At 72.9% G+C, this 25,315-nt stretch carries 25 protein-coding genes; 11 read left to right on the top strand and 14 right to left on the bottom strand.

The features are described from left to right. From NYZ95_RS11870 to NYZ95_RS11860, 3 genes are all read right to left on the bottom strand, one after another. Positions 1-2,667, bottom strand: a complete 2,667-nt coding sequence (locus NYZ95_RS11870; RefSeq protein WP_262851482.1) for an ABC transporter permease — start codon at positions 2,665-2,667, stop codon at positions 1-3. Further along, positions 2,664-5,135, bottom strand: a complete 2,472-nt coding sequence (locus NYZ95_RS11865; protein WP_262851481.1) for a hypothetical protein — start codon at positions 5,133-5,135, stop codon at positions 2,664-2,666. Before NYZ95_RS11865 ends, NYZ95_RS11870 begins: the two co-directional genes overlap by 4 nt. Before the next feature lie 66 nt (positions 5,136-5,201). Further along, positions 5,202-5,987 carry an IclR family transcriptional regulator domain-containing protein gene (locus NYZ95_RS11860; RefSeq protein WP_262851480.1) on the bottom strand — a complete coding sequence of 262 codons (786 nt, stop codon included), beginning with the start codon at positions 5,985-5,987 and terminating at the stop codon, positions 5,202-5,204. Positions 5,988-6,150: 163 nt separating this feature from the next. Between NYZ95_RS11860 and NYZ95_RS11855 the strand changes: the two genes are divergently transcribed. The 6 genes from NYZ95_RS11855 to NYZ95_RS11830 are packed head-to-tail and all read left to right on the top strand — an operon-like array spanning position 6,151 to position 12,688. After that, a complete protein-coding gene (locus NYZ95_RS11855; RefSeq protein ID WP_262851479.1) occupies positions 6,151-7,611 on the top strand; it encodes a benzaldehyde dehydrogenase in 1,461 nt (486 codons plus the stop codon). A 42-nt stretch (positions 7,612-7,653) separates the two neighbouring features. Further along, the gene (locus NYZ95_RS11850; protein WP_262851478.1) at positions 7,654-8,610 is read left to right on the top strand and encodes an ABC transporter substrate-binding protein; all 957 of its coding nucleotides are present in this window, start codon (positions 7,654-7,656) and stop codon (positions 8,608-8,610) included. After that, a complete protein-coding gene (locus tag NYZ95_RS11845; protein ID WP_262851477.1) occupies positions 8,607-9,449 on the top strand; it encodes an ABC transporter permease in 843 nt (280 codons plus the stop codon). Before NYZ95_RS11850 ends, NYZ95_RS11845 begins: the two co-directional genes overlap by 4 nt. Further along, complete coding sequence (locus tag NYZ95_RS11840) at positions 9,446-10,219, top strand: ABC transporter permease (protein ID WP_262851476.1); 774 nt, start codon at positions 9,446-9,448, stop codon at positions 10,217-10,219. The genes NYZ95_RS11845 and NYZ95_RS11840 overlap by 4 nt, the downstream gene beginning before the upstream one ends. Continuing rightward, positions 10,209-11,051 (top strand): ABC transporter ATP-binding protein, encoded by an 843-nt coding sequence (locus tag NYZ95_RS11835; RefSeq protein WP_262851475.1) that lies wholly within the window; start codon positions 10,209-10,211, stop codon positions 11,049-11,051. Before NYZ95_RS11840 ends, NYZ95_RS11835 begins: the two co-directional genes overlap by 11 nt. Continuing rightward, positions 11,048-12,688, top strand: coding sequence for a thiamine pyrophosphate-dependent enzyme (locus NYZ95_RS11830; protein ID WP_262851474.1), 1,641 nt, complete (start codon positions 11,048-11,050; stop codon positions 12,686-12,688). The genes NYZ95_RS11835 and NYZ95_RS11830 overlap by 4 nt, the downstream gene beginning before the upstream one ends. A gap of 22 nt (positions 12,689-12,710) precedes the next feature. On the opposite strand, the gene NYZ95_RS11825 is transcribed toward NYZ95_RS11830, so the two are convergent. The 7 genes from NYZ95_RS11825 to pcaH form a co-directional block, all read right to left on the bottom strand. Then, positions 12,711-13,403, bottom strand: coding sequence for a 3-oxoacid CoA-transferase subunit B (locus NYZ95_RS11825; RefSeq protein ID WP_262851473.1), 693 nt, complete (start codon positions 13,401-13,403; stop codon positions 12,711-12,713). Continuing rightward, positions 13,400-14,092 (bottom strand): 3-oxoacid CoA-transferase subunit A, encoded by a 693-nt coding sequence (locus NYZ95_RS11820; RefSeq protein ID WP_262851472.1) that lies wholly within the window; start codon positions 14,090-14,092, stop codon positions 13,400-13,402. The genes NYZ95_RS11825 and NYZ95_RS11820 overlap by 4 nt, the downstream gene beginning before the upstream one ends. After that, entirely contained in the window at positions 14,092-15,276 is a 1,185-nt protein-coding gene (locus NYZ95_RS11815; protein ID WP_262851471.1) for a thiolase family protein, read from the bottom strand. Before NYZ95_RS11815 ends, NYZ95_RS11820 begins: the two co-directional genes overlap by 1 nt. A gap of 87 nt (positions 15,277-15,363) precedes the next feature. Next, a complete protein-coding gene (gene pcaDC, locus NYZ95_RS11810) occupies positions 15,364-16,533 on the bottom strand; it encodes a bifunctional 3-oxoadipate enol-lactonase/4-carboxymuconolactone decarboxylase PcaDC (protein ID WP_262851470.1) in 1,170 nt (389 codons plus the stop codon). Continuing rightward, positions 16,530-17,795 (bottom strand): lyase family protein, encoded by a 1,266-nt coding sequence (locus NYZ95_RS11805; protein WP_262851469.1) that lies wholly within the window; start codon positions 17,793-17,795, stop codon positions 16,530-16,532. Before NYZ95_RS11805 ends, pcaDC begins: the two co-directional genes overlap by 4 nt. Before the next feature lie 4 nt (positions 17,796-17,799). Next, positions 17,800-18,357, bottom strand: coding sequence for a protocatechuate 3,4-dioxygenase subunit alpha (gene pcaG, locus NYZ95_RS11800; RefSeq protein ID WP_262851468.1), 558 nt, complete (start codon positions 18,355-18,357; stop codon positions 17,800-17,802). Further along, on the bottom strand, positions 18,354-19,148 hold the full coding sequence (pcaH, locus tag NYZ95_RS11795; protein ID WP_262851467.1) for a protocatechuate 3,4-dioxygenase subunit beta: 795 nt from the start codon (positions 19,146-19,148) through the stop codon (positions 18,354-18,356). Before pcaH ends, pcaG begins: the two co-directional genes overlap by 4 nt. A gap of 68 nt (positions 19,149-19,216) precedes the next feature. Here pcaH and NYZ95_RS11790 point away from each other — a divergent pair, with 68 nt between their 5' ends. Continuing rightward, complete coding sequence (locus NYZ95_RS11790) at positions 19,217-19,960, top strand: IclR family transcriptional regulator (protein ID WP_262851466.1); 744 nt, start codon at positions 19,217-19,219, stop codon at positions 19,958-19,960. A 214-nt stretch (positions 19,961-20,174) separates the two neighbouring features. After that, complete coding sequence (locus tag NYZ95_RS11785) at positions 20,175-21,356, top strand: 4-hydroxybenzoate 3-monooxygenase (RefSeq protein ID WP_262851465.1); 1,182 nt, start codon at positions 20,175-20,177, stop codon at positions 21,354-21,356. A gap of 19 nt (positions 21,357-21,375) precedes the next feature. On the opposite strand, the gene soxR is transcribed toward NYZ95_RS11785, so the two are convergent. Then, positions 21,376-21,843, bottom strand: coding sequence for a redox-sensitive transcriptional activator SoxR (soxR, locus tag NYZ95_RS11780; protein WP_262851464.1), 468 nt, complete (start codon positions 21,841-21,843; stop codon positions 21,376-21,378). 65 nt (positions 21,844-21,908) lie between these two features. Here soxR and NYZ95_RS11775 point away from each other — a divergent pair, with 65 nt between their 5' ends. From NYZ95_RS11775 to NYZ95_RS11765, 3 genes are read left to right on the top strand one after another with little or no spacing between them, the layout of a single operon-like run. Beyond that, positions 21,909-22,655 carry a thiamine pyrophosphate-binding protein gene (locus NYZ95_RS11775; protein WP_262851463.1) on the top strand — a complete coding sequence of 249 codons (747 nt, stop codon included), beginning with the start codon at positions 21,909-21,911 and terminating at the stop codon, positions 22,653-22,655. Then, positions 22,652-23,554 (top strand): transketolase family protein, encoded by a 903-nt coding sequence (locus NYZ95_RS11770; RefSeq protein ID WP_262851462.1) that lies wholly within the window; start codon positions 22,652-22,654, stop codon positions 23,552-23,554. The genes NYZ95_RS11775 and NYZ95_RS11770 overlap by 4 nt, the downstream gene beginning before the upstream one ends. Then, positions 23,551-23,862: a WhiB family transcriptional regulator gene (locus tag NYZ95_RS11765; protein ID WP_262851460.1), complete on the top strand. Its 312-nt coding sequence runs from the start codon at positions 23,551-23,553 to the stop codon at positions 23,860-23,862. Before NYZ95_RS11770 ends, NYZ95_RS11765 begins: the two co-directional genes overlap by 4 nt. A gap of 122 nt (positions 23,863-23,984) precedes the next feature. Here NYZ95_RS11765 and NYZ95_RS11760 read toward each other — a convergent pair whose 3' ends face one another. The 3 genes from NYZ95_RS11760 to NYZ95_RS11750 form a co-directional block, all read right to left on the bottom strand. Then, positions 23,985-24,392, bottom strand: coding sequence for a nuclear transport factor 2 family protein (locus NYZ95_RS11760; RefSeq protein ID WP_262851559.1), 408 nt, complete (start codon positions 24,390-24,392; stop codon positions 23,985-23,987). Positions 24,393-24,501: 109 nt separating this feature from the next. Further along, complete coding sequence (locus tag NYZ95_RS11755; RefSeq protein WP_262851459.1) at positions 24,502-24,795, bottom strand: DUF503 domain-containing protein; 294 nt, start codon at positions 24,793-24,795, stop codon at positions 24,502-24,504. Positions 24,796-24,797: 2 nt separating this feature from the next. Continuing rightward, positions 24,798-25,313 (bottom strand): universal stress protein, encoded by a 516-nt coding sequence (locus NYZ95_RS11750; protein ID WP_262851458.1) that lies wholly within the window; start codon positions 25,311-25,313, stop codon positions 24,798-24,800. Positions 25,314-25,315: the final 2 nt, after the last annotated feature.

Raw genomic sequence — 25,315 nt, 5'->3', positions numbered from 1 at the left:
TCACTCCTCCATCATCCTGAGCGCGGTGGTGAGCTCGCGGCGCGACGGGCCGAGGGCCGCGAGCAGAGCCCCGAGGACCGTCACGACCGCCATGCAGGCGACGACGCCGACTCCCCACAGCAGCGGGAAGGTCGTCGCCGGTTGGTCGTCGCCGCTGGTGAACGGCCGCAGGTCGACCGCCTCGAGCACGGTCAGCGGCAGCGCGGCGCCGACGGCGAGGCCCACCGCCCCGGCTACCGCGACCAGCAGGCCGACCTCCCAGAGCGGGAGGCCGCTCGCGCGGCGCAGCGGCAGACCGAGCGCGCGGACCACAGCGAGGTCACGCGTACGCGACCCCGCGCCGGCGATCAGCGCGAGCACGACGGTGGCAGCCACGAGCACGGCTGAGCCTGCTGCGGCGGACCACGCTACCGCCCGTACGCCGGAGACGACGGGGTCCGCGTCGAGGACACGCGCCTCGTGCTGCGGCGTCGTGACGGCCGCACCGGGGAACTGCTCCTCGACGCGACGCACCAGTGACGGGGAGGCGGGATCATCCAGCCCGACCAGCACGCTCACCACCGGTGCGTACGACGGCGCGTCGTCGCCCAGCGCGGCCGGGTCGGCGAGCAGCCACTGCCGTACGGGCACGCCCGGGAGGACGCCCGGCCCCACGCCGACGACCCGCGACTCGACCCCGTCGACCTCGATGTCGCGCTCACCGCCGAGGGCTTCGGCCACGTCCGGCGAGACGATCACCGGGACGCGGTCGTCCTCGCGCGACGAGAGCCGGCTGAGTCCCGGCAGGGAACCGGCGCCGTCGCCCTGGGCCTCGGCGAGGGCGGACGCATCGGCGAGCACGCGTGTCGCGTAGGTGGAGCTGACGGTCGCCACGTCGACGCGGGCCCCGTCGCCGAGCGGCGCGGTCGCGCGGACGCCGGGCAGCGCGGCGAGGGAGTCGACCGCGGCGGCGTCGAGAGACGTGCCCGAGACACGCAGATCGGCTCCGGCGGTGGCCGTCGCGGTCGACGCGCGGCCCGCGTCCAAGGTGGCGACCACGCACCCGGCGAACGTGGTGACGCCGAGCGCGGCGACGAGCGCGACGACCGCCGCCGGGGAGACGCGGTCGGCGCGCGACCGTGACGCACCCAGGAGGCCGACGAGCCCGGTCCGCCGCCGCTGCACCGCCGCGACCCGACGCGCCACGACGGGGAGGAGCCTCCGCGCGAGCACCGCACCCGCCAGGCAGACGAGGACGGGGGCGGCGACCAGGAAGGGGTCGAGACCAGCGGTCGGGTCGCCGAGACCGCGTTGCGCGACGGCGACCAGCGCGGCGACCGCCAGGGCGACGACGGCGAGCTCGACCGCCCACCGGGGGACACGGCGCGGTCCGTTGTCCGTCGCGGCCAGCACGGCCGTGACGACGGGGAGCAGCCCGCAGCACGCGACGAGCCACCAGGGCGGGGTCCCGTACGGGGGTGCGACGGCAGCGGCCACGCCGGCGCCGAGCGCAGCCGCAGGGATCCCGACGAGCAGCCCGACGACCGCCGCCGCGCAGGCCACCTGTCCCCTCGACGCGCCGCGGGCACGGGTGAGCACGAGCAGCGTGCCGCTGCGGGCACGCACCAGCCCGGTCGCGAGGACCAGCACGCAGAGGGCGGCCGCCGCGGGCCCGGACGCGAGCAGCGCGGTGAGCGACGTCAGCGACCCTGCGGTCACCTGCGTCTCGCGCAGCAGGCCGGTGAGCTGGGTGGAGAAGCTGGCGCGGGCGGCAGGCACCCGCTGGATGCCCATGCCGTCGAGCACCACCTCGTACTCGGGGATCACCTCGACCGAGGTGCGGGTGAGCTCGGACAGCTCGTCGATGACCGGGGCGGCGTCGGCGGAGGTCAGGCTCTGCGGGGCGAGGGGGTACCAGAGCGTGAGCCGGGTGTCCGACGGGCCTACGGGCGCGAGCGCGTCGAGGTTCTCCGCCGACACCCACGCCGTCGCGGTGACCGTGCGGGTCTTGCCGTCGTCGGTGATGACGGGACCGACCGCGCCCGAGGTCTGGCGCCAGAACGGACCGTCAGGATCGCGCGCCTCGTACGTGCCGCTGAGCCGGTAGCGGCGCTCGGGCTGGCCCGGAGCGGCGAGCCCGCGCGCCTCGCCCACCGGCCACCGCATCTCTTCGGCCGTCTCACGCGACAGCACGATCTCGGCCGTCGAACCCGCATCCGTGGCCGCTCGTGGGAGCGTGCCCTCCCGCAGGGTGACGTGCGGCTGCAGGTCGGGGCTGGCGCTGAGGTTGAGGACGGAGTTCGGCAGCTGCGGGGCACCGGGCGGGGCGCCGGCGACCTGCCGGGGCGCCACGGTCACCGTGAACATCGCGGGTGCAGCAAACTCACGCAGACGGGCCGGCATCTCCTCGCGCGCCTGCGCGAGCCGGTCGCGGAGCAGGGCCCAGTCGTCGTCGACGACGGCCGGAGGCGGGCTCAGCCGTTGCTCTGTGACCAGGTCGAGCGAGCCTGGCGCCGCTGCTTCCACAGAGTGGCGCTGGGTGTCGGTGAGGAAGCTCTCGAGCGCGGCCGGCGCGACGGACACGACGAAGGCGAGGGCGGCGACGACCGCGGCGACCAGGCCGAGAACCCCACGCATCGCGACGAGGTAGCGGAGGAGCAGTCGCCCCAGGCCTATCCGTCCGCTCATACGTCCTCCTCGCGCAGCGTGGCGTCGGCCCGACGGTCGTGGACGCGAGAGACCACGGCACCGGCGGCGAGCGAGACGACCGCGAACACCCCGAGCGCGACCACCAGGACGGGCACGTCCACCGCGCTCGTACGTCCGACGTCGGGGGCCCCGTCCGGGACGAGCGCGCGCGAGAGCGTCGGGACCACGGACGCCGTCAGCGCGGCGGCGCCGGCCAGCCCGGCGGCGACGCCGAGGACGAGACCGGCGACCCGCTCGTCGCGTCGCGCGCGCCGTCGCAGCACGCGTCCCGCCCCGAGCGCCCGCAGGACCGCCGACTCCCGACGGTCGGCGCCGGAGCTGCCCAGCGCGAGGGCGGCGAGACCGATCGCGCCGAGCAGGGCGACGCCCACCGCCGCCCACCGCCACGACTCGCTCACGACCTGCGGCGACACCGCACCGGAGTCGCCCTGTGCGGTCACGGCCGCGACGGGACGGTCGGAGGCGGCGGGCACGGCCTCGGCAGTCGATGCCGGGTCGGCGCTCGAGACGAGCAAGGTGTTGACGGCGAGCTCGCGCTCGGACGACGAGAGCGAGGCCTGGACGGCCTCCCGGTCGGCAACCAGACCTTCGGCGCCGGGGAGACCGGGCAACGACCGAGACACCCGCCGCACGACACCAGGGAACGTCGCGGTGGCTGCGGGGACGAGGACCTCGATGGTGTCGCCGACCTCGACGTCGAGGTCGGCGGCCAGGCCCGAGGTCATCGCGACCGCCACCTCCCCGCCGCTGCTGTCGCCCGCGCCGTCGCCACCGTCGACCGCGAGCAGCCTCGTCGGGAGGTCGGCGATGCGCGCGGGCGCGTCGACGGCGGCTCGGACGCGCTCCACGCCTGGCAGGTCCTCGTAGGGCCGTAGGTCGACCTGAGGGTTCTGGTCGTCGACCAGAGGCGCGACGGCGAACGAGACGCGGACGTCGCCACCAGCGGCGCTGGCCCGGGTCTGCTCGACGAGCGCCGCGGCAGATGCCGAGGCCACGGCGGAGGCCACCGCCGTGCCGACGACGAGCGCAACCAGCGTCGACGAGGCGGCTGTCGCGCGCGTACGACGCTCCGCCCGCCGCAGCCCGAGGACCAGCGCGAGGCCGTCGTCTCGCCGCGCGACGAACCGTGCGGCCGCCCCGAGGAGGGGGCGCGCGACGGCGGCGACGAGCACGGCAGCGGCGATCAGGAGCAGCGTCGGTGCGAGGGCGGTCAGCGCGTCCACCCGTACCTCGCCGGATGGAGAGACTACGACGACGTCACCCAGCCAGGCCGTGCGCGCGGCCAGGATCACGCCGGCGCCGGCCAGGAGCAGCGCCACAGCGACCGTCCCCGCCGGCGGTGGTCCCGTACGGCGCCGCAACGTCGGCGGCGACCACGCCCGCACCAGCGCGACCAGGACCGGGAGGGCCAACGCGAGGACGAGCGCGTACGGAGCGGGGGTACCGGTCACGGCCACGGTCACAGCGACTCCGACCGAGGCTCCGACGAGGCCGGCGAGGGCGGCGTCCGCCCCATGCCACACCAGGACCTGCGCGCGCGAGGCGCCCCGCGCGGCGAGGATCGTCGCCTCGCTGCGCCGGGCGGCACGCAGCGCGCCCGCGACGTGCCACAGCACCAGCGCACCGACGGCGCCGACCAGCACGAGCGCGACCTTCGCGACGGCCGAGGATGCGGCCTCTGCTCGGGCAACCGCGTGGACGCGGTCGCCGAGGCCACCCTCGAGCGTGACCCGGCTGTCGTCCGCGGCCTGGACGAGCGACGGGAGCGCAGTCGCCAGCGCCTCGAGGTCGGGACGCGGCGAGGTCGGCACGGTCAGGACCCACGACGACGTCCGGAAGTCCGGGAGTCGCTCGAGGGTCGTCGCCGTCACGACCACCGGTCCGACGTTCCCGGAGTCGGCCCCGGAGGCCACCGCCGGGTCGGCGAACCAGCGCGGGTCTGCGGGGTCGTCGGGCGTCCAGGTGCCCACCACGACGACCTCGGTCGCGCCCAGGTCGAGTCGGTCATCGACCCCGACGCCGAGGCGCTCGGCTGCGGCGACGGGCAGCGTGGCCTCGTCGTCGGCTGCTCCCCAGCGACCGCTGCTCAGGCTCGCGAGCCGGGAGAGGTCGGGGTAGTCGGCGACCACGTACGTGCGCGCGCCCGCCTCGATGCCGTCGGACCGCGTCCCGGCGGTGACGTCCAGCCCGGCCTCCCGCGCCTGCTCGACGACGCCAGCAGCGGCGTCGACCTCGTCGGTGAGGCGCGTCGTCGCCGACACCCGCAGGGCGGCACCGCGCGGCGGCGGGTCGGAGAGGGCGCGTGCGACCTCCGCCTCGACCTGCTCGGCGCTGCTCGAGGAGAGGCCGACCACGAGGACCGCGAACACCGTCGCCGTCGTGGCGAGGGCAACCAGCAGCCAGGCGTGGGCGCGGGCGCGGCGCCACGCGAGCGGGGGCTCCACCACGTGACCTCCTCGGGTCGGCGCAAGCCTAGGTCACCGAGGGGTCGAGGAGGGCCTGGCGAGACCGCCTCAGCGCGCGCTGACCCGCAGGTCACGGCCGATCTGGGCCGTTGTCTCCAGCAGCGGCGGCACCAGCCGGTCGCGTGCCTCGTCGGCGGTCCCCTGGGTGGCGCTCATCGAGATGTTCGCAGCGGCGATGACCGTGCCGTGCGCATCGCGGATCGGCGCCGCGATCGAGCGCAGCCCGACCTCCAGCTCCTGGTCGACCAGGGCGAAGCCGTCCGCGGCGACGGCGTCGAGGATCTCGTCGAGGCGGGCCCGCGAGGTGGTCGTGCTCGGCGTCAGCGCCTGCAGCTCGCTGTCGTCGAGCACACGGCTCCGCTCCGCACGGTCGAGACCGGCGAGGAGCACCCGCCCCATCGAGGTGGCGTACGCCGGGAAGCGCGTGCCCACGCTGATCGCGACGGTCATCAGGCGGCGGGTCGGGACGCGCGCGACGTACACGATCTCGGTGCCGTCGAGCACCGACACCGAGGACGACTCGTTGACCTGGTCCGTGAGCTTCTTGAGGTGGGGTGTCGCGATCTCGGGCAGGGAGATGCTCGACAGATAGGCGTACCCGAGCTCCAGCACGCGCGGTCGCAACCAGAACTCGCGGCCGTCGGTGTCGGTGTAGCCGAGGTCGACAAGGGTGTGGAGGAAGCGCCTCGCCGTCGCCCGTGTGAGGCCGGTCTGCTTCGCCACCTCCGAGAGCGTCATGCGCGCGTGCTCGGCGTCGAAGGCGCGGATGACGGTCAGCCCTCGTTGGAGCGACTGCACGGACGCCACCGGCCGTCCCTCGTCAGTGATCGCCACGCTCGCACCTTATCCGTGATCGACGCGCCCTCGCGGACCGTCCTGAGGGAAGCCGAACCCACCGTTGCCGTGTGAGGGGCGTCACGGTATGTTCGGATATTGCACAGACGTTCACTATGCGAACGCTTCGTGAACGCTACCACGACCAAGGAGGCAGCCGCTCATGCTCGACCCCGCCATCTGGACCGGCAAGATCTTCCTCGGAGGCGAGTGGGTCGAGCCGTCCGACGGGCAGACCTACCCGGTCATCGAGCCAGCCACCGGTGACGAGCTCGGCCGCGTCGGCAGGGCGAGCGCGGACGATGTCCGCCGCGCCGCCGCGCACGCGACCGCTGCCCAGCGCGAGTGGGCGGCCCTCCCGCACAGCGAGCGCGCCGCCGTGCTGCGGCGTGCCGGTGATCTCTGGCACGCGCACGCCGACGCCATCACGGGATGGAACGTCCGCGAGGTCGGCGCGATCCCCGGCATGGCCGGGTTCTCGCTGTCGGTCGGCGCTCAGGAGTGCTACGAGGCCGCCGCGCTCCCGTCGCACACGACCGGCCAGGTCCTCGCGACCGAGGAGCAGCGCCTCTCGTTCACCCAGCGCGTGCCCGCCGGCGTCGTCGCGGTGATCTCCCCGTTCAACGTGCCGATCATCCTCGGCATCCGCGCCGTCGCCCCCGCGCTCGCGCTCGGCAACGCGGTCATCCTCAAGCCGGACCCGCGTACGGCCGTCACGGGCGGCGTGGTGCTCGCCCGGATCTTCGAGGAGGCCGGACTGCCTGCCGGCGTGCTCCAGGTCCTCCCCGGCGGCGCGGACGTGGGTGAGGCGCTCACGACCGACGAGGACGTCCGGGTCATCGCGTTCACCGGCTCGACCGCGGCGGGCCGCAAGGTCGGCGAGGCCGCCGGCAAGCACCTCAAGCGGGCACACCTCGAGCTCGGCGGCAACTCCGCTCTCGTCGTCCTGGAGGACGCCGACGTCGACAAGGCCGTCAACCTCGCAGCGTGGGGTGCGTTCTTCCACCAGGGCCAGATCTGCATGACCGTGGGCCGCCACCTGGTCCACGACAGCCTGTACGACGACTTCGTCGCGAAGCTCGCCGACAAGGCGTCGCACCTGCCCGTCGGCAACCCGGCGACCGACGAGGTCGCCCTCGGCCCGATCATCGACGAGGCCCAGCGCGACAAGATCCACGCGCTCGTCACCGGCAGCATCGAAGCAGGGGCGCGGCTGGTCACCGGCGGCGAGTACGACGGCCTCTTCTACCGCCCGACGGTCCTCGCGGACTCGCCCCTGGACGCCCCCGCGTACGCCGAGGAGGTCTTCGGCCCGGTCGCGTCGGTCGTGCGGTTCTCGTCGGTCGACGAGGCGGTCAAGCTCGCCTCCGCCAGCGGCTACGGCCTGTCCCTCGGCATCGTCACCAGCAACGCGGCGGCCGGCCTGCAGGTCGCGGCGCGCATCCCGACCGGGATCGTCCACATCAACGACCAGACGGTCAACGACGAGGCCAACGCCCCCTTCGGCGGGGTGAAGGCGTCCGGGACCGGCTCCCGCCACGGCGGTGCCGAGGCCAACATCGAGGCGTTCACCGAGACCCGGTGGGTCACGCTGCGCGACGAGCCAGCCAGCTACCCCTTCTGATCCCCGCAACCCCCGCCCCGCAAGAGCGCTAGGAGAACCACCATGCGTCGCACCGCCACAGCCGTCCTCGCGGCTGCCGCTCTCACCCTCGTCGCCGCGTGCGGCGGAGGTGACTCCGAGGAGACCAACGCCGAAGGCGACACCAAGATCAAGGTCGGCGTGATCCCCATCGTCGACACCGCTCCGATCTGGCTCGGCAAGGAGAAGGGCTTCTTCGAGGAGGAGGGCCTCGACCTCGAGATCACCACCACGACCGGCGGTGCGGCTGCCGTGCCCGGCGTCGTCAGCGGGGACTTCGACTTCGCCTTCGGGAACGTCATGTCGCTGATGGTGGCCGCCGACCAGGGCCTCCCGGTCGAGTTCGTCACCAACGGCACGTCGGCCTCCGGCCAGACCGACGCCGACTTCGGCGCCGTGATCGTGCCGACCGACTCGCCGATCAAGTCCGCCAAGGACCTCACGGGCAAGACCGTCTCCGTCAACAACCTCAAGAACATCGGCGACACCACCGTCCGTGCCGCGATCGAGAAGGACGGCGGCAACCCCGACGACGTCGACTTCATCGAGGTCCCGTTCCCGGACGCGCCTGCCGCGCTGAGCAAGAAGCAGGTCGACGCGATCTGGGTCCTCGAGCCCTTCATGTCGCAGGCGATCGCCGACGGCGGCCGCGTCGTCAGCTACAACTACGTCGAGATGTCGCCCCAGCTCGACATCGCCGGCTACTTCACCACCAAGCAGTACATCGCCGAGAACAAGGACGTCGTCGAGCGGTTCACCCGCGCGATGAACAAGTCGCTCGACTACGCCGGCGAGAACGACCAGGAGGTGCGCGACATCGTCGGCACCTACACCAAGATCGACGAGGCCACCCGCGCCAAGATGGTCCTGCCGGTCTTCCGCTCGGAGTTCGACCGCGCGTCGATGGAGACCCTCGGCGCCGCCGCGGTCACGTACGACACGCTGAAGTCCGAGCCCGACCTGGACGCGCTCCTGCCATGAGCCCCGCGAACTCCGCCCTCTCGGCGGCGGGGACGGCCGCACCCCCCGGTCGTCCCCGCCACCGGGGGTTGGCGGTCCCCTCGGGCGTGCTCGGGGTGCTCGGCATCGTCGGCTTCCTCGCGACGTGGGAGCTCGTCGTGCGCTCGGGGCTCGTGGAGCCGCGGTACCTCCCCGCCGCGAGCTCTGTGCTGGGCGAGCTCGCGTCGCTCGCCGCGACCGGCTCCTTCTGGGAGTGGGTCGGCCTCACGCTCCGCACCTGGGCCGTCGGGCTCGCGGTCGCCGGGGTTGCCGCGATCGTGCTCGGCCTCGTCATCGGGTCCAGCCGGTTCCTGCGCCAGGCGACACACTCGACCATCGAGTTCCTCCGCCCCATCCCGTCGGTCGCGCTGATCCCGCTGGCGGTGCTGCTGTACGGCACCTCCATGCAGGCCACCCTGCTGCTCGTCGTGTACGCCGCGTTCTGGCAGGTCCTCATCCAGGTCCTGTACGGCGCGGGCGACGTCGACCCGGTCGCCGACGACACCGCCCGCAGCTACGGCCTCGGCTGGACGGCACGGGTGCGCTACCTCGTGTGGCCGTCGGCGCTGCCGTACGTGATGACCGGCCTGCGCCTCGGCGCAGCGGTCGCGCTGATCCTCACCGTCACCGGCGAGCTCGTCATCGGCGGCGGCGGTCTCGGCACGCAGATCGCCCTCGCCCAGGGTGTCGCGGTCACCGAGATGTACGCCCTGGTCGTCGCCACGGGCCTCATCGGCGTCGCCATCAACCTGCTGGCCCGCGCGGTGGAGAAGCGCGCGCTGCGTTGGCACGTCTCCGTCCGCAGGGAGGCCGTCGCATGACCGTGCTCAAGAAGACCGCGTACCTGCTCGGGCTGCCGATCCTGCTGATCGGCCTGTGGTGGCTCGCTGCCCGCAACAGCACGAGCTTCTACATGCCCAAGCCCGACACGATGATCCAGACGTTCGTCGACACGTGGTTCGGAGGGCGGTTCCGCAGCGACGTGCTGCCGAGCGTCGGCCGGTTCGCCGTCGGCACTCTCCTGGCGATCGCCCTCGGGATCGCCGCCGGGGTCTGGATCGGCTCCGTGCGCCGCGTCCGCAGCCTGCTCGAGCCGATGCTCGAGTTCTTCCGGGCCATCCCCCCGCCGGTGCTCGTGCCTGTGCTGGCGCTGCTCATCGGGACGAACGACCGCATGAAGGTCATCGTCATCATCTTCGGTGCGATCTGGCCGGTGCTGCTGAACACGATCGAGGGCGTCCGCTCGGTCGACACGGTGCTCCTCGACACCGCCCGTACGTACGGGCTGCGGGGGTGGGCACGCCTGCGCACCGTGACCCTGCCGAGCGCCGCCCCGCAGATCATGGCCGGCGTACGCCAGTCGCTGGCGATCGGTCTGATCCTCATGGTGATCTCCGAGATGTTCGCGTCCTCGTCCGGGCTCGGCTTCACGATCGTCGTCTTCCAGCGGTCGTTCGCCATCCAGGAGATGTGGAGCGGCATCATCCTGCTCGGTCTCATCGGCGTCGCCGTCTCGATCGTCTTCCAGTTCTGCGAGCGCAGGATCCTGCATTGGTACTACGGCCAGAAGGAGGTGCAGCATGGCAGGTGACAGCGCCATCGCCGCGTCCGACGCCCGCAAGGGCACCGACGCCCCCGTGACCCTGTCGGTCCGCGGGCTGCAGAAGATCTACCTGTCCGACAACGGTGACGTGGAGGCGGTCCGCAACCTCACGTTCGAGCTGCGCCAAGGCGAGCTGGTCTGCCTGGTCGGCCCGTCCGGCTGCGGCAAGACCACGCTGCTGCGCTGCATCGCCGGCCTCCTGGAGCCCACCGCGGGCACCGTGGAGCTGGACGGCGCCCAGGTGACCGAGCCGCCCAAGAAGATGGCGGTCGTCTTCCAGGAGTACGGGCGCAGCCTGTTCGCGTGGATGACGGTGCGCCAGAACGTCGAGCTGCCGCTGAAGAACGCCGGCATGGGCAAGGCCGAGCGGACCGCCGCCGTCGACAAGGCCCTGCACGCCGTCGGCCTCGACCACGCGGCCGGCTCGTACCCGTGGCAGCTGTCGGGCGGCATGCAGCAGCGCGTCGCCATCGCCCGGGCCGTCGCGTACCAGCCCGAGGTGCTGCTCATGGACGAGCCGTTCGCGGCCGTCGACGCGCAGACCCGCGCGGACCTCGAGGACCTCATCCGCACCGTGTGGAAGGAGTTCGGGGTCACGGTCCTCTTCGTCACCCACGACATCGACGAGTCGGTGTACCTGGGCGAGCGCGTGCTGATCCTCAGCAACTCGCCCACCGTCGTGCAGGAGGACCTCACGATCGACCTGCCGGCCGAGCGCGACCAGCTGACCACGCGGTCGATGCCGCGCTTCACCGAGCTGCGCGCGCACGTGTACGAGGAGATCCAGAAGGCCAAGCGAGGCAACGGAGCCACTGCGTGAGTGGTTCAGCGGCGGGGACGGTCCGCGAGGCCACGTACGAGGTGATGCGTCGTCAGGACATGACGACGATCTTCTCGAACCCGGGCTCGACGGAGGTCGCGTTTCTCGTCGACCTGCCCGACGACCTCGACTTCGTCCTCGCCCTGCACGAGGGCTCGGTCGTCGGGATCGCGTCCGGGTGGGCGATCGCGCGCCGCGAGCCCGCCTTCGTCCTCCTGCACACCACTGCGGGTCTCGGCAACGCCGTCGGTGCGATCGCCACCGCACGGGTCAACCGTGCCCCGATGGTCGTGGTGGTCGGGCAGCAGGACCGCAGGCACCTCGCCCTCGAGCCGTTCCTCGCGGGACGGCTCGAGGGGCTTGCCGGTGACTACCCGCTCGACGTCCTCGCGCCCGTACGGGCGCAGGACGTCCCTTCGGCGATCGAGCGCGCCGCTCACCGTGCCCGTACCGACCAGGGCCCGGTCCTCGTCATCGTGCCGATGGACGACTGGGAGGCCCCGTACGACGCTGACGACCTCTCGGCGGCCCGCGAGGTCCAGGCGTCACGGCCGCTGGCGGTGGACGTCGACCCGCTCGCGGCGCTGGTCGCGGGCAGCACTCGTACGGCGATCGTCGCCGGGTCGGGCAACGACGACGCGGCCGGCTGGCGAGTGCTCACGGCGCTCGCGGAGCGGCTCCGCGCGCCGGTGTGGCAGGAGCCGTTCGGTGCGCGCGCCGGGTTCCCGCAGGACCATCCGCTCTTCGCCGGGCACCTGCCTGCAGACCGGCCGCGCGTCCGCGAGGCGCTCGAGGGCGTGGACCTGCTCCTCGTGGTCGGCGCGGCGGCGATCCGCCAGTACCCGTACGCCGAGGGGCGTCTCGTCCCGGAGGGCACGCGGGTGGCCGTGGTCACCGCCGACCCTGCGGAGGCGTACCGCTCACCGGCCGACCTGGCGGTGATCGCGCCGCCGCCGGTCGCGCTCGAGGCGCTCTTGAAGCACCCCGTGCTGGTGGCGATGGAGGCGCTCGAGGCGCCGCCTGGGGCGCTGCCGTCGGTACGGACCCCGGTGCCGCCCACCACGCGAGGCGAGACCGAAAGGTCGGCCCTCACCGCCACGGACGTCTTCCGTACCCTCGCCGACGTCCTCCCTCGCGACACCGTCCTCGTCGAGGAGTCACCGTCGTCACGGCCGCTGCTCCAGGCAATGGTGCCCGCCCGCGAGCCGCTCGGGTTCGTCTCCGCGGCGATGGGGGGCCTGGGCTTCGCGATGCCGGCGTCGATCGGGTTGAAGATGGCGATGCCCGAGCGGCCGGTCGTCACCGTGGTCGGCGACGGGTCGGCGATGTACGCGATCCAGTCCCTGTGGACGGCGGCGCGGGAGGACGTCGGCGTGCTGTTCCTGGTGATGGCCAACGGCGGGTACGCGGTCATGGACCGGCTCGCCGAGCGTGTCGACGGCAAGCCGCCGTGGCCGTCGTTCCCTGAGCTGTCCGTGGGACGGCTCGCCGACGCGCTGGGCTGCCGCGTGATCCGTGTCGACAACCAGGAAGGGCTCGAGACGACGCTCGCCGGGGCCGCCGCGCGACTCGAGGAGCCCGGCGGCCCGCTCGTCGTCGAGGTCGCGGTCGCGCAGGACACCCACTTCGCGCCGTGAGGCGCGGGGTGGTGCCGGGCGGTCAGTCCTCGAGGCGGCGCAGCGCGACCGGCAGCCGCTTGCGCAGGGCGTCGACGGTGATGCCGTACGTCTCGCGGACGGAGACTCCGTCCGCACCGACGTCGAACACGCCGTACTCGGTGTAGACACGGCTCACGCACGCCAGTCCCGTCGCCGGGTAGGTGAGGCTCTCGACGAGCTTGCTCGACCCGTCCTTGGCGAACATCGTCATCATCACGAAGACGTCCTTCGCCCCGACCGCGAGATCCATCGCACCCCCGACGGCGGGGATCGCGTCGGGGTCGCCGGTGTGCCAGTTGGCGAGGTCGCCGTGCTGGGAGACCTGGAACGCACCGAGCACGCAGACGTCGAGGTGCCCACCGCGCATCATCGCGAACGAGTCGGCGTGGTGGAAGTACGCCGCACCGGGCAGCTCGGTCACCGGGATCTTGCCGGCGTTGACGAGGTCCGGGTCGACCGCGTCGCCCTCGGCCCGAGGCCCCATCCGCAGCATGCCGTTCTCGGTGTGCAGGACGATGCCCTTCTCGTCCGGGAGGTGGTCGGCGACGCGCGTGGGCTGGCCGATCCCGAGGTTCACGTACGCCCCGGCCGGGATGTCACGGGCGACGACCTGCGCCATCTCGTCGCGCGACAGCGGCTCGCGGTCGGTGTGCTCCACCGTGGTGGCGTCTCGTACGGTCTGGCCGACGCTCATGCGCGCGCTCCTTCGCGGGCCGCCACCCGCTGCTCGGCGCCAACCGCGACAACGCGGTCGACGAAGATGCCGGGAGTGACGACGCACTCCGGGTCGATCCCGCCGGCGTCGACGACATCATCGACCTCCACGATCGTCGTGGTCGCCGCCGTCGCCATCACGGGGCCGAAGTTGCGGGCGGTCTTGTGGTAGACGAGGTTGCCGAGCGTGTCGGCGCGCCGGGCGGCGATCAGGGCGACGTCGCCCCGCAGCGGCGCCTCGAGGACGTAGTCGCGACCGTCGATGGTGCGGGTCTCCTTGCCCTCGGCGAGCATCGTGCCGTACCCGGTCGGCGTGAAGAAGCCGCCGATCCCGGCGCCCGCCGCACGCATCCGCTCGGCGAGGTTGCCCTGCGGCACGACCTCGAGCTCGATCTTGCCCTCGCGGTAGAGGGCGTCGAACACGTACGAGTCGGCCTGCCGCGGGAACGAGCAGATCATCTTGCGGACCTGACCGGCGGCGAGCAGCGCGGCGAGGCCGGTCTCGCCGTTGCCGGCGTTGTTGCTGACGACCGTCAGGTCGCGCGCGCCCTGACGGACGAGGGCGTCGAGGAGGGTGAACGGCATGCCGGCGGTGCCGAAGCCTCCGACGAGGACGGTCGAGCCGTCCGCGACGTCGGCGACGGCTTCCTCGGCGTCGAGGACACGCATCAGGAGGCGGCCTCGTTCTCGAGGACGACCGCGAGGCCCTGACCGACCCCGATGCAGATGGCCGCGACGCCCCAACGCTGGTTGGTGGTACGCAGCACCGCGGCGAGGGTGCCGAGGATGCGGCCGCCGGACGCGCCGAGCGGGTGCCCGATCGCGATCGCGCCGCCCCACTGGTTGACGATCTCGGGATCGATGGGCCACGCGTCAACGCAGGCGAGGCTCTGGACGGCGAACGCCTCGTTGAGCTCGACGGCACCGACCTGGTCCCAGCCGATCCCGGCACGGGCGAGCGCACGGTCGGCCGCCTCCACCGGGGCGTACCCGAACTCCTGCGGGTCCAGCGCCATCACGCCGCGGCCCGCGATGCGGGCGAGCGGGTCGCGGCCGATGCGGTCGGCGGCGCTCGCGGAGCCGAGGAGGACGGCGGAGGCGCCGTCGTTGAGCGGCGAGGCGTTGCCGGCGGTGATGGTGCCGTCGGGGCGGAACGCGGGCTTGAGCTTCGCGAGTGCCTCAGGGGTGGAGCCGGCGCGGATGCCCTCGTCGCGCGCGAGGTCGACGCCGTCGACGGGCACGACGAGGTCGTCGTAGCGCCCCGCCTCCCACGCGGCGTGCGCGCGCTGGTGCGAGGTGGCGGCGAAGGCGTCCTGACGCTCGCGGGAGATGGCGAAGCGCTCCTGGAGCTGCTCGTTGCACTCCCCGAGGGACGTCGTCCACTCCTTCGGCATGCGCGGGTTGACGAGGCGCCAGCCCAGCGTCGTCGACACCGCCTCAACGCTGGCGGCAGGGAAGGCGCGCGACGGTTTCGGCATCACCCAGGGGGCACGGCTCATGGACTCGACGCCGCCGGTGAGCACGACGTCGGCGTCACCGGACTCGATCGTGCGCGAGCCGACGATCGCCGCCTCGAGGCTGGAGCCGCAGAGGCGGTTGACCGTGACACCGGGGACGCTCGTCGGGAGGCCGGCGAGCAGGGCTGCCATGCGGGCGACGTTGCGGTTGTCCTCACCCGCACCGTTCGCGTCACCGAAGACCACGTCGTCGACCGCCGACGGGTCGAGCCCGGGTGAGCGCTTCAGCGTCGCGGAGACCACGGTGGCGGCGAGGTCGTCGGGACGGACACCGGACAGCGCTCCACCGTACCGGCCGAACGGCGTCCGGACGGCGTCGAACAGGTACGCGGACATCGCACTCCTCTGGGCCGTTCGTTCGCAGTGCGTGCTCACTGGGACGTGTTCACTGTGCGAACATCGGTACGTAATGTGAACAGGTTATCACGGTTGAGGGTCTCCGAAGACCCGTTGCATCACCGCGAGAGCGGAGTTGCTGACCGGCACGCCGGCGTACACGCCCGTGTGCATCAGCACCTCGGCGATCTCCTCTCGGGAGAGGCCGTTGCGCAGGGCCGCACGGATGTGCATCGCCAGCTCACCCTCGTGACCGAGGGCGGCGAGCAGCGCCAGCGTGATCATCGAGCGGCTCCGCCGGTCGAGCACGTCGCGACCCCAGACCTCCCCCCAGGCGTACCGGGTGATCAGCTCCTGGAACGGGCGCGTCAGCTCGTCCGCACCTGCGGTCGCACGGTCGACGTGCGCATCACCCAGCACCGCCCGGCGAACCGCCATGCCGCGCTCCGCCACGTCCGTCGGCATGGAGTCGGCTGCGGCCACCCCACGGATCGCGGACGCGACCTCCGCAGGGCACTCAGCGGGAGCGAGGTGCGCGGCCTCGGGGAGGACGAGGAGCCGGGCGTCCGGGACGCCGTGCGCGATCTCCTCGAGCTTCACCGGCGGGGTCGCCACGTCGTGCGCACCTGCGACGGCGAGCACCGGTACGGACACCTCGGCGAGGCGCTCGCGCACGTCGAAGGCGGCCAGCGCCTCGCACACCTGCGCGTACCCCTCGGCGTCGGCACCTTGCAGCACGTGGAGCAGCGCTGCGCCGACGTCGGGCCGACGCTCGAGGAAGCCATCGGCGAACCACCGCTGCGCCGAGCCGCTGACCATCGACGGCGTGCCGGACGCCCGTACGGTCGCCGCGCGCTCGCGCCACATCGTCTCGTCGCCGATCTGGGCGCCCGTGCACAGCAGCACCATCCACCGCACGGCGTCGGGCGCGTCGAGCGCGAGCTGGAGCCCGACCGCACCGCCGACGGAGTCGCCGGCGTACCCGAACCGCGCCCCGTCGTCGCCGCGCGCCTCGCAGACCCCCCGAGCGAAGGCGAGCACCCCTTCGGCGAGCTCCGCCATCGTGAAGCCGTCGGCGACCGGGCCGCCGTCGTGCCCGGGGAGGTTCCAGCCGACCACGTGGAACGCGTCGCCGAGGTCGGCCGCGACCGCACCCCACAACGTCGACGCCGACGTCCCGAGCGACGGCCCGACGAGCAGCAGGGGGAGCGAGGCGTCGCCGGAGAGCTCGACGCCGAGGATGCGGGGGGTGGTCATGCGGACTCCAGATAGGTACGGGCGCGGGTGAGCGCGGCGTCGACGAACAACGGCGCCGCGCCGAGGTAGGACACGGGCTCGTCGTCGGCCTCGTCGGCCGCAGCAGTCTCGTCCACCGCAGAGGGGTGCAGGCGTCGCATGGTGTCGCGCTCGGCGAGGACGTCCGTCCCCGCGGCGTCGAGGTTGCGGCGCATCCGCTCGTGGTCCACGTGCAGTCCCGCGAGCAGCTCCGTGGTCTGCGACGCCGCCACGACCGTGCGGCGCGCGAGCGTGCGGAGGGTGTCCCACTCGGCGTGCCACGCACCGTCGGGCCGCTGGTCGACCGCGAGCGCGGACGCGGTGTGCAGCGTCGCGGCGAGCGCGGGAGCCGCGATCGCCGCACGCCGGACGAGCACCGACAGCACCGGATTCTGCTTGTGCGGCATGGTCGACGAGCCGCCGCGTCCTTCAGCCACCGGCTCGGCGAGCTCGCCGACCTCCGGACGGCACAGCATCACGACGTCCGTCGCGAGGTGCCCCCACGCGTCGGTGCAGGTGACGAGCGCGTCACCGATGCGGGTGATCGGGGTACGTCGGACGTGCCAGGGCAGGGTGTCCGCGAGTCCGAGCGCGCCCGCGGTCGTACGCACGAGAAGCAACGACGCCGCCTCAGGGTCGGCGAGCCCGCGCAGGCGGGCCAGCTCGGTGCTGGCGGCGAGCGTCCCGGCGGCACCGCCGAGCTGGGCAGGCAACCCTGCCCGTACGCGTGCCACCTCCTCGGCCGCGTCGACCAGGCCGTCGAGCCAGATCGCGGCGACGAGGCCGAAGGTGGTCGGGACCGCGTGCTGCGCCAGCGTCCGACCGACCATGAGCGAGCCGCGGTGCGCGCCGGCGAGGCGTACGAGGGAGTCGACCTGGCTCCGCAGCTCGGCCTGGACCCGGTCGAGCACGTCGCGCACGCACAGCACCAGCGCGGTGTCGACGACGTCCTGGCTCGTGAGACCGCGGTGCAGCCACGACGCCGCCGACGCGTCGCCGAGCCGCTCGCGCAGGAGCGCGACGAGGCCGAGCACGGGGTTGCCGCCGCCTTCGGCGCCGACGGCGATCGCATGCACGTCGTCCTCGCCGACCAGGCCGCCGAGGTCCGCGGTGCTCGGGGCGACGCCTTCGGACGCGAGGGCGTCGATCCACGCCTGCTCGACCTGCACCATCGCCGCCAGGAGCGCCCCGTCGCTCACGAGCGACCCGGCCCGCTCGTCGCCGGGCCAGAGAAGGTCCGCCATAAGGTCAGTGTCCCGGAAAACGCAGGAAGACGGTCTCCCCCTCGCCCTGGAGACGGATGTCGAAGCGCAGGCCCTGGGCGTCCCGCGTGGCCACGAGCGTCTCGCGGCGCTCCTCCGGCAGGGACGCGAGCAGCGGGTCCGCGGCCAGGGCGTCGGTGTCGTCGGGCAGGTATGCGCGGGTGAACAGGCGGTTGAGCAGTCCCCGGGCGAACACCGTCACCGCGAAGAAGGCCGCCGCCCCCTCCTCGGTCGGACCAGGCGTCAGCGTGGAGAAGGAGTACGTCCCGTCCCGCGACGTCGAGGCCCGCCCGAAGCCGGTGAACGTCCACCCGTCTCGCCGCAGCGAGCCCGGCTCCTGGACGACGGAGCCGTCGGGGGCCGCCTGCCAGATCTCGACCAGCGCGTCCGGGATCGGGTCGCCGGCCCCGTCGTACACCGTGCCGTGCAGGCGGACCGCGCCCACCGTGCCCGGCGGCACGAGGTCACGGTCCCCGTCGTACGGGAGGGCGTAGTGGAAGAACGGGCCGACGGTCTGGCCTGGGGTCGGGGTCAGCGTGCTCATGCGTCCGCCTCGTCTTCGTCCGGCTCCATGTACGTGCGCTGGCTGCCGGTCAGCACGATGTCCCAGCGGTAGCCGGTCGCCCACTCGTGGCTGGTGAGGTCGTGGTCGTACGTCGCGACGAGCCGCTCACGCGCTTTCGCGTCGGTGATCGACTGGTAGATCGGGTCGAGGGCGAACAGCGGGTCGCCGGGGAAGTACATCTGCGTGACCATGCGCTGCGTGAAGTCCGTCCCGAACAACGAGAAGTGGATGTGCGCCGGCCGCCAGGCGTTGTGGTGGTTCTTCCACGGGTACGGGCCTGGCTTGATCGTCTGGAACCGGTACGTCCCGTTGGCGTCGGTGAGGCACCGTCCGACCCCCGTGAAGTTCGGGTCGAGCGGCGCCGGGTGCTGGTCGCGCTTGTGGACGTAGCGGCCGCCCGCGTTGGCCTGCCAGATCTCGACGAGCTGATGGCGTACGGGGCGTCCGTCGCCGTCGAGGACACGACCCGTGATGACCATCCGCTCCCCGATCGGCTCGCCGCCGTGCTGGATCGTGAGGTCGGCCTCGAGCGGGTCGACGTCGCGGTGGCCGAAGCACGGGGCCCAGCGCTCGATGGTCTCCGGGTCGGCGTGGTGCAGGTCCTTCGTGGGGTGGCGGAGGATGCTGCTGCGGTACGGCGGGTAGTCGAGCCGCGGCTGCGTCTCCTCGGTGCCTGCCCGCTGGTATGCCTGCTCGATGCCGGCGATCTCCGCGGAGATGTCGGCCTGGCTGGCGAGTGGACCGCCTGGGCTCGGGGCGGGAGTGGTCATGCGTGCACGCTAGGTGATCGCGGTCACGCGGGGCGAGACTAGGATTTCGCTGAGCGGAAGGAGTGGGCATGGCCGGGAACACGTCGGCGCCCGGGACGACGGTCGCGTCGCGGGTGCTCGCGCTGCTCGCCGCGTTCGACGCGGAGCACCGCGCGCTCACGCTCACGGACCTCGCGCGGCGGGCCGGGCTGCCGCTGCCGACGGCGCACCGCCTCGTCGGCGAGCTGGTGGCCGCCGGCGCGCTGACCAAGCGTGGCGACGGCCGGTACGTGGTGGGTCGGATGATCTGGGACGTCGGGCTGCTCGCTCCTGTCGAGACGGGACTGCGGCAGGTCGCGGAGCCGTTCCTGCACGACGTGTACGCCGCCACGCGGGCGACCGTGCACCTCGCGGTGCGCGACGGGGACGAGGTGCTCTACCTGGAGCGGATGCGCGGTCGTACGTCGGTGCCCGTCGTCAGCTCCATCGGCTCGACCCTGCCGATGCACGCCACCGGCGTCGGCAAGGTGCTGCTCGCGCACGCGCCGGACGCCGTACGGGCGCGCGTCCTCGGCTCGCTCACCCGCGTGACCCGCTACACGGTGACCCGGCCCGGCCTGCTCGACGAGCAGCTCGCCCGGATCCGGCGCGACGGGTACGCCACCACGTACGAGGAGATGACGCTCGGCGCGTGCTCGGTCGCGGTCCCCGTACGCCGGGGCGACGAGGTCGTGGCAGCGATCGGCATCGTCGTCGCGAACCTCAAGCGCGACCGCTCCCGCCTCGTCACCGCCCTCGAGGTCGCCGCCCAGGGCATCAGCCGCCAGCTCTGACCCGCTTGGGGTTTGCCACGCCAGCGTGGCAAGTTCCTGTTGGCGCGGCGTGCTTGCCGCGCCAACCACGGTTTCCCACGCTGGCGTGGCAAACCCCGCGCGGGCTCCCACGCTGGCGTGGCAAACCGCGGGCGGGCGGGCGCGGGGGCGGGGGTTCCGCCCAGCGGAAGGGGTGAGTTCGCCGTGTGGCGCCGGACACGGTCCAATGAACGCCATGAGCACCGACACCCTCCGTACCGAGGTCGCCATCATCGGCGCCGGACCCGCCGGCCTCCTCCTCTCCCACCTGCTGGCCGCGCAGGGCGTCGAGTCGGTGGTGCTGGAGACGCGCACCCGCGACTACGTCGCCGCGCGCATCCGCGCGGGGATCCTCGAGCAGAGCAGCGTCGACCTGCTGACCGAGGCCGGGCTCGGAGAGCGGCTGGCGCGCGAGGGCGACCAGCACCGCGGGATCTACCTGCAGTTCCCGCACGAGCGCCACCACCTCGACTTCGTGGACCTGATCGGCCGCAGCGTGTGGGTGTACGGCCAGACGGAGGTGACCGCGGACCTCGTCGCCGCCCGCGACGCCGACGACCAGCAGTTCTTCTACTCGATCTCCGATACCGCGCTGCACGACGTCGACACCGACCGCCCGTACGTCACCTTCACCGACGCCGAGGGCGCACCGCGCCGCGTCGAGGCCGTCGCGGTCGCCGGGTGCGACGGCTCCTTCGGCCCGAGCCGCGGTGCGATCCCGGGCGGAAGCACCTGGGAGAAGACCTACCCGTACGCGTGGTTCGGCATCCTCGCCGACGTCGCGCCGTCGACCGACGAGCTGATCTACGCGTGGCACCCGAACGGGTTCGCGCTGCACTCGATGCGCTCGGAGTCCGTGAGCCGTCTCTACCTCCAGGTCGAGCCCGGCACCGACCCGGCCTCGTGGTCCGACGACCAGATCTGGGACGAGCTGGCGACGCGTCTCGGCCACGGTCAGGACGGCTGGACGCTCACGCCCGGCCCGGTCACGGACAAGAGCGTGCTGCCGATGCGCTCGTACGTGCACGCGCCGATGCAGCACGGCAGGCTGTTCCTCGCCGGCGACGCCGCCCACATCGTCCCGCCGACGGGCGCGAAGGGCCTCAACCTCGCGATCGCCGACGTGGCGCTGCTCGCACCGGCGCTCACCGACCTCGTCCGCAAGAAGGACGCACGCCTCGCCGACGCGTACTCGCAGACCGCGCTGCGGCGGGTCTGGCGGTGCACGCACTTCTCGTGGTGGATGACGACGATGCTGCACCGCAGCGGCGACCCGTTCGACGAGCAGCTCCAGCTGTCGCAGCTGCGCTGGGTGACCTCGTCGGAGGCCGGCGCGACGGGCCTCGCGGAGAACTACGCAGGCATGCCGTTCGCGTAGCCGCGGCCCGGCGTACGGGTCACGCCTGCGCGGCGTCGGCCGGGGTGTCGCCCTCGAGGAAGCGCGGCCCCGGCCCGAGCCGCGACGCCCGGTCGCCGGGGTTGTAGAGCCCGCACCGCTGGAGCGAGAGGCACCCGCAGCCGATGCACGAGTCGAGCTCGTCGCGCAGGCGTTCGAGCTCGGCGATCCGGGCGTCCAGGCGCGGACGCCACGCGCGCGAGAGCCGGCTCCAGTCCTTCTTCGTCGGCGTACGCCCGTCCGGGAGCGTGGCGAGCGCCTCCCGGATCTCGTCGAGCGTGAGCCCGATGCGCGACGCCGTCCGGACGAACGCCACGCGGCGCAGCGTGCTGCGGAGGTAGCGGCGCTGGTTGCCAGCGGTGCGCTCGGACGTGATGAGCCCGAGCGACTCGTAGTAGCGCAGCCCCGAGGCGGCCACCCCGCTACGCTCCGCGAGCTCGCCGATCGTCAGGTGGGTCTCGGGCGTCACCGTGCCTCCTGGACGTGCGGTTCGACACTTGATCTCAAGTCAACTTGAACTTGCACGATACCGGCATGGCCACGACGACCGTCCCTCCACCCGTTCTCGACCTGCTGTCTCGCGTCACCGGTGACGAGAAGCACGACCCCAGCTCCCACTCGACGCTCGACGTCGTCTGGGTGCTGTACGACCGAGTGCTCGACGTCGCCCCCGACCGTGTCGACGACCCCGCCCGCGACCGCTTCCTGCTCTCCAAGGGACACGGCCCGGCCTCCACGTACGCCGTGCTGGCGGCCAAGGGATTCTTCCCCGCCGCGTGGCTCGACGACGTCGCGGCGTGGGACTCGCGCCTCGGCCACCACCCCGACCGCACCCTCGTGCCGGGCATCGAGATCGGCAGCGGGTCGCTCGGCCACGGCCTGCCCCTCGCCGTCGGGAACGCGCTCGGGCTGCGCCTCCAGGACAACCCCGCGCGCGTCGTCGTCCTCGTCGGCGACGCCGAGCTCGACGAGGGCAGCAACGCCGAGGCGATCGCCGTCGCCGGGCGGTTCGGACTGGCGAACCTCACCTGCGTCGTCGTGGACAACCGCTCGGACAACCTCGGCTGGCCCGGTGGGATCGCCGCCCGCTTCGCCGTCGAGGGCTGGGCCACCGCGGACGTCGACGGGCACGACCACGCGGCGCTGCGTACCGCCCTGCGCCGCAGCGACCCCGACCGGCCCTCGGTCGTCGTCGCGCACACGACCGACGAGTTCGGCCGCCCGCACCAGTCAGACCTGGGACACACCACCACCGCGACCGCGAAGGGAACCGCTGCATGACTCGCCAGACGATGCGCGAGCGCTTCTACGCCGACGTCGGGCCGCTGCTCGACGCCGAGCCCCGTACGGCGCTGGTCCTGGCCGTGATCGGCTCCGGAAGCCTCGGCGACGTGTCCGCACGCCACCCGGAGCGCGTCATCGACGTCGGGATCCGCGAACAGGCCATGGTCGGCGTCGCCGGCGGACTCGCCCTCACCGGCCTCCGGCCGATCGTCCACACCTACGCCCCGTTCCTCGTGGAGCGCGCGTACGAGCAGATCAAGCTCGACCTCGGGCACCAGGACGTCGGCGCCGTCCTCGTCAGCACCGGCGCGTCGTACGACGCCAGCACTGCCGGCCGTACGCACCAGGCGCCCGCGGACGTCGCGCTCGTCTCGGCGCTGCCGGGCTGGACGGTGCACGTCCCCGGCCACGCGGACGAGCTCACGCGCATGCTCCGCCGGGCGGCCGGCACCGACGACCGCGTCTACATCCGGATGTCGGCCCTGCAGAACACCCGCGCACACCCTGCGGACGGCCTGCTGCACCTCGTCCGTGGCGGCGCGCACGTACGCCCGCTGGTCCTCGCGGTCGGCCCGCTGCTCGACACCGTCCTCGAAGCGACGCGTGACCTGCCCGTACGCGTGGCGTACACGTCGACCCCGCACCCGCTCGACACCGCCGGCCTGCGGACCCTCGCCGGCCCGGCCCCCGTCCTCGCCGTCGTGGAGCCGTACCTCGAGGGGACGAGCGCGGCCGCCGTGGCCGCCGCGCTCTCCGACCGCGCCAGCCGCGTCGCGTACGTGGGCGTGCCGCGCGACGTCGAACTGCGGCGCTACGGCTCGCCCAAGGACCACGCGGCAGCCCACGGGCTTGACGCCATGGGGATCCGCGCACGAGCCAAGGAGCTGATCGGATGACCGCCGTGGCGAGGGTCGCGCTCGACACTCCTGACGTGCCGTGCCGCGTGCTCGGGCCCGACCTGTGGTTCGCGGAGCACACCGACGAGATCGAGCAAGCGAAGGCGCTGTGCCTGGAGTGCCCGATCCGCGACCTGTGCCTCACGGCGGCGATCGAGCGCCGTGAGCCGTGGGGCGTGTGGGGTGGCGAGGTGTTCGTGAAGGGCACCCCCGTCGCCGCGAAGCGTGGACGCGGACGCCCCCGGGTGCGCAAGGTCGCACCCCGCGAGGACTGCGAGGACTGCGAACCCGAGCCGTGCGTGGCGTGACCGCCGCTGCGCTTTCCGTTGGGCCCACTGGAAAGTGCACGCCCCACCGGAAACGTCCGGTGGGGCCAGCACGCTGCGGTGGGGCCTGCGGCGCGAGACGCGACCCGCAGGCTAGACCGCCCTCAGACCAGGATGGAGGCGGGCGCGAGTCCGGCCTCGACCATCTTGCGGTTCATCGCGTCGCGCATCGCCTCGACCGCCGAGAGAGGGCGGAGCATGACGGTGAGCTCGTCCACGAGACCGTCCTCGCCGAGGTGAAGCATGTCGATGCCGTGCACCGCCTTGCCGTCGACCGTCGCACGGAAGACGAGGATCTCGGCCGGCACGTCGTCGCCCTCGTCGGCACGCGACCCAGCACCGTCGAGCTCGCCCACGTACCGGAAGTCCTCGAAGACGACCATCACGAGCGAGAGCACCTGCTTGACCACGTCGCGACCCTGGAACGGCGAGAACTTCACCGGGCTGTGGAACGTGACGTCGCTCGCGAGCACGGCGTCGAAGGCGTCGACGTCACGCGCCTCGACCGCCAGCCCGGAACCCTTCGGCGGCGTTCGCCATCGCGACCCTCCTGCATAGTCAACAAAGTGAGTATTTAGGACGGTACGCCGCAGGCCGCCGCGTCCGCAAGGGCCCGCGGCGTCAGTCGTCGGTGTTGAAGAACGCGCGGTGCGCCGCCAGCAGGTCGACCTCGGGCCGCGCCGCCACGAACTGCTCCACGCGGTCCAGCACGTCGATGACGTGACCGTTGTCGCCGGCGACGACCGCCACGCCGACGGCAGCGCGCCGGTAGAGGTCCTGCTCCCCGGTCTCGGCGACCGCGACGTCGAACGTACGCCGCAGGTCGGCGACCAGCGGGCGTACGAAGGCGCGCTTCTCCTTCAGGGTGTGGACGTCACCGAGGAGCAGGTCGAACTCGATCGTGCCGACCCACATGCTCAGGCGTCGTCGGACAGGCTCGAGTCCAAGACGTTGCGGGCGTCCGGGGTCTCGTCCTCACCCTCGGGGTTGACCACGATGACGGTCGCCTTCGCGTGCCGGACGACCTGCTCGCTGACCGAGCCGAGCACCAGGCCCTTGAACCCGCCGAGACCGCGACGACCCACCACCACGGTCGACGCCTTCTCGGAGGCCTCGATGAGGCGCGGCGCAGGCTTGCCGTGGACGGCGCACGTGCGCACCTCCACACCGGAGAAGTCGGCGAGGAGCGGAGCGATGTCCTCCTCGAGGCGCTCGACCACGGCCGCCGCGAAGTCCTCGAGGGGCGGCATGTAGCCGGGCTCCCACGTCTTCGGGCGCGGGGCCGTCGTGAGGACCCACGCGCGGACCACGGTCACGGGCTGGCCCGTGAGCTTGCCGTACTCGAGGGCCCAGCGCACCGCCTGGTCGGAGAAGTCGGATCCGTCGTGGCCGACGAGGATCCCGCCGTCGAAGTCGATCTCCTTGGTGGTCATGC

Source organism: Mumia quercus (assembly GCF_025506335.1).
Lineage (GTDB): Bacteria > Actinomycetota > Actinomycetes > Propionibacteriales > Nocardioidaceae > Mumia > Mumia quercus.
This window is presented reverse-complemented; position numbering and strand designations above follow the sequence as displayed.